We start from the raw sequence: 3240 nt of genomic DNA on the forward strand, positions 1-3240 counted from the left end.
TTAGGAATGATATTCTTAAATATCTTTCGAGCTCGCAATACAATGACTTGGCAAAATTTTATAAATCAAAGGGCTATAATTGGCTTTAAACTAATAAAAACAGATTATGTATACATTATACTACTTAAACAAAAATTTGCAAATGGGGACTTTAAAAGTAGCTTCTTTGGATGCGCCTGTGCTTATTCCTGAGAATCTAATTTTTAGTAATATCCGTAGAGGGATTAATTTCATTAAAGAACCTAATAAATGTGTCGATTTTACTGACCTGGAGCGTTTAATTATATCAAGCGAATTTTTTGATTCAAGTCTCGTAAATGAAGCCGATTTTAGAAGAGCAAACACCTATTTAACGCCTTTGTGTCCAATTGAATTACCTTTAATTTTGGATATTGTATATACTGATAGAGCGTTATGGTCATATCCTTACCCAGTGGTAGTATTAAGATGTGATACACCTGTCGGTACATTTGTACCAATTAACGGTACAGATGGTGCTTCTACTTTTACTAATATGGCTATGATTGAAGTAAATGAAACTTACTTTGTTATGCTTAAAGATGCAGAAAACGGTCAGTTATCTAATATTCTTCAGCACTATATGCCAACCTAAACATTTTAACAATTAATTTAAATAATTATGTATATTTGTCTAAACTTCAAGGAGAGATAACGGAACGGCAAATTCTACTCTCGGCGAAATAATCAGATATTATGTATATTCCAGAAACTATTTATACCAATAGTATGCTCATTAATTTGGGTGTACTATTTTTTTTTATCTCTTACCCCCTACTTCAATTCTTTTTTTTATCTCTAACTCCTAACTAATGGAAGATTTTAAAAAGAAAAATGATTACTCAGTAACAGTATATCATAATCAGGAGAAAAGACTCTTTACAGAATACGTGCACAACATTTACGCTTACGGTCAATGGCTTCAAAAACAGGCTATACAATGGGATTACCTCCTAGTTTACGTTAGGCGTACAAGACAAATCCTTTGTTACTATAGAATTGGGGATTTTTTAGACTCCTACCCCACTTTCCAGAGTAGGGGCAGAGTAAAAAACAACTGGTAATATTATAAACAAAAAAAGAGCCTCAAACGGTACGGCAAATACCTCGGCTCTCATTGAAATAATCAATGCAAAGATAATAAAATTCTTCAATATCATACTGTAAGGCATAATATAAATTATAGGTCAATTTGCAAAACGCAAATAACTAGTAATCAGATAATTATGTTATATATAATCCTGGCATTACAGAGTAAAAAAAACGAGTATTTAAACAAAACTTTAATCTATGTTTAATACTGGCTTAATAGACTCGCTAAAAATCCGTGTCAAACTTGATAAAGTTAAGATATTGGATAAAAGATTAATTACTGATTTCATTGCTTATTATCCATCTATTGAACACCTTGATAATGATGGTAACGAGCAAACGAAGCTTGGTGATGATTACCGTAAGGCAGAACCTTTTACAAAAATTGTGAATGGTATAACTTATCGTTTTTATATCAAAGCTTTCATCGATAAAAATAAAATGGCACATGAATATGTAGTTTTTCAAATTTCTGCAAAAATGTTGAAAAAAAGATATTTTGAAGGAATTACCTCAGAAAATTATCGTCTTATTGTTGACGATATTAACTCATTCGGTGTCTTAAAAGTTTCTCGAGAAGATTTTTTACAAGGGCTAGTTTCGGATATTGATATTTGTATTAATCAATTAATTGATTTAAAAAGTTTAAAAACGGCATTTTCTTTTATTCTTCAAAATCCTAATTCGGGTAAACTTCCGCTTATACATCATATCAATAATTCAAATTCTTTAAAAGGCACTGCAAATTTAGGTATGGATTTCAACAAACGAGAAAAGGCTTCTAATTCAGCACCTTACTGTAAAATTTACCATAAAGGATTCGAATTACTTTCAAAATCAATTGTTTTTTATAAAGCTTATTTAGAGCCAATGAAAAAATCTGTAATAGATAATTTGGTTCGTTATGAGTTTACTATCAAAGCACACAAGCATAAAGAATATCTTGTTAAGAATGGTTTAAATGCAGATTTTAAGACTTTCTACGATTTATTATTAGCAAAGCCTAATGATTTAAAATTAATAGCTCAAACAGGCTTAAAGTGTTATGTAGAAAAAAAAGAGAAATCTAATGTAGATAGAGAATTAAAACCCACTGATATAATGGTCCAATTCTACATAGAGAATTTGATAAAATTAGGATTTGACAAAGAAAAACTACTCGGCTTTACTTACTCAATTGATTGTCCAGTATCACGCTCAAAAACAAAAACCAAAGCAAAAAAGCTAATCGATGATTTAACAAACAGAGATAAAAATTTAAATGCAGAAATAATCGAAAACGAAAACTCAAATAACTTTTTAAAAAATTTAGGAATATGAATATAGATTTAAGAAACATTTCAGAAGAATTTGAAAATCAAGTAAATGCAATAAAAAAAGAATTTCAAATAAGTACAAATTCTAAGGCTGTTGAATTTTGTACTTTAAATTATTTAAGTCAATTGAAAACAATTGAAGATTTGAGAAGTATGCTTCATAACGCTTTAACAGATGCGAAACTAAAACAAATTAAGATTGACAATTTTAAAAGTGCATTTAGTGATATGCTTAAATAACGTGAAAAGCGTTTCCAGGCATTCAACCTGAAGAAACAAAATAACGTGATTTCACTATGCGCAGCTTTTTCCAGGATAAACTAAATAACGTTAAAATCGAAATTATGAATAAAGACTATCTAATTGTATTTACCCCATTAGAAAAAAGCAAATACATAAACAAAAGATTTTTGGTTTCTATGAATCAGTTAAAAAAGTACATCGGTTCAAATAACGCATATAAAGCGTTTGTAAAGGCTGAAAATTTAAAAACGAACAAACTCACCTTAAAATACAGAACACACGGTAAAATCGAAATTTACCTAAAATAACTATTATAATTATGATGAACATCTTACAAATTATGCGAACCCCAGTAAACGCGCAAATCCCGACTAATGATAGTCGGGACTCAATTAAACTTTTCTTTAATCCTAGTCTATAATCTAACCTCTAAAATTCTTACAAAAATCCTATGAAAAATCAATGCGAAGATTGCCATTATTTTAATGGAGACAGACACAAGAATGACCCACGTACTGAACATGCAGGAATATGCTCCAAATGGTGTGAAGTCGTTCCCAAAAAAGACACT

The 3240-nt window shown here is 29.8% G+C and carries 4 protein-coding genes; all 4 read left to right on the forward strand.

The window, feature by feature from the left end:
• Positions 1-106: 106 nt before the first annotated feature.
• The 4 genes from SHI72_RS23530 to SHI72_RS23545 all read left to right on the forward strand — a co-directional run bounded on the left by SHI72_RS23530 (position 107) and on the right by SHI72_RS23545 (position 2977).
• Complete coding sequence (locus tag SHI72_RS23530) at positions 107-613, forward strand: hypothetical protein (RefSeq protein ID WP_323491586.1); 507 nt, start codon at positions 107-109, stop codon at positions 611-613.
• A 695-nt stretch (positions 614-1308) separates the two neighbouring features.
• Positions 1309-2430 carry a hypothetical protein gene (locus SHI72_RS23535; RefSeq protein WP_323491587.1) on the forward strand — a complete coding sequence of 374 codons (1122 nt, stop codon included), beginning with the start codon at positions 1309-1311 and terminating at the stop codon, positions 2428-2430.
• On the forward strand, positions 2427-2666 hold the full coding sequence (locus tag SHI72_RS23540) for a hypothetical protein (protein WP_323491588.1): 240 nt from the start codon (positions 2427-2429) through the stop codon (positions 2664-2666). Before SHI72_RS23535 ends, SHI72_RS23540 begins: the two co-directional genes overlap by 4 nt.
• Positions 2667-2770: 104 nt before the next feature.
• Positions 2771-2977: a hypothetical protein gene (locus SHI72_RS23545; protein ID WP_323491589.1), complete on the forward strand. Its 207-nt coding sequence runs from the start codon at positions 2771-2773 to the stop codon at positions 2975-2977.
• Positions 2978-3240 lie beyond the last annotated feature (263 nt).

The sequence above is a fragment of the Flavobacterium sp. PL02 genome, assembly GCF_035013205.1.
Lineage (GTDB): Bacteria > Bacteroidota > Bacteroidia > Flavobacteriales > Flavobacteriaceae > Flavobacterium.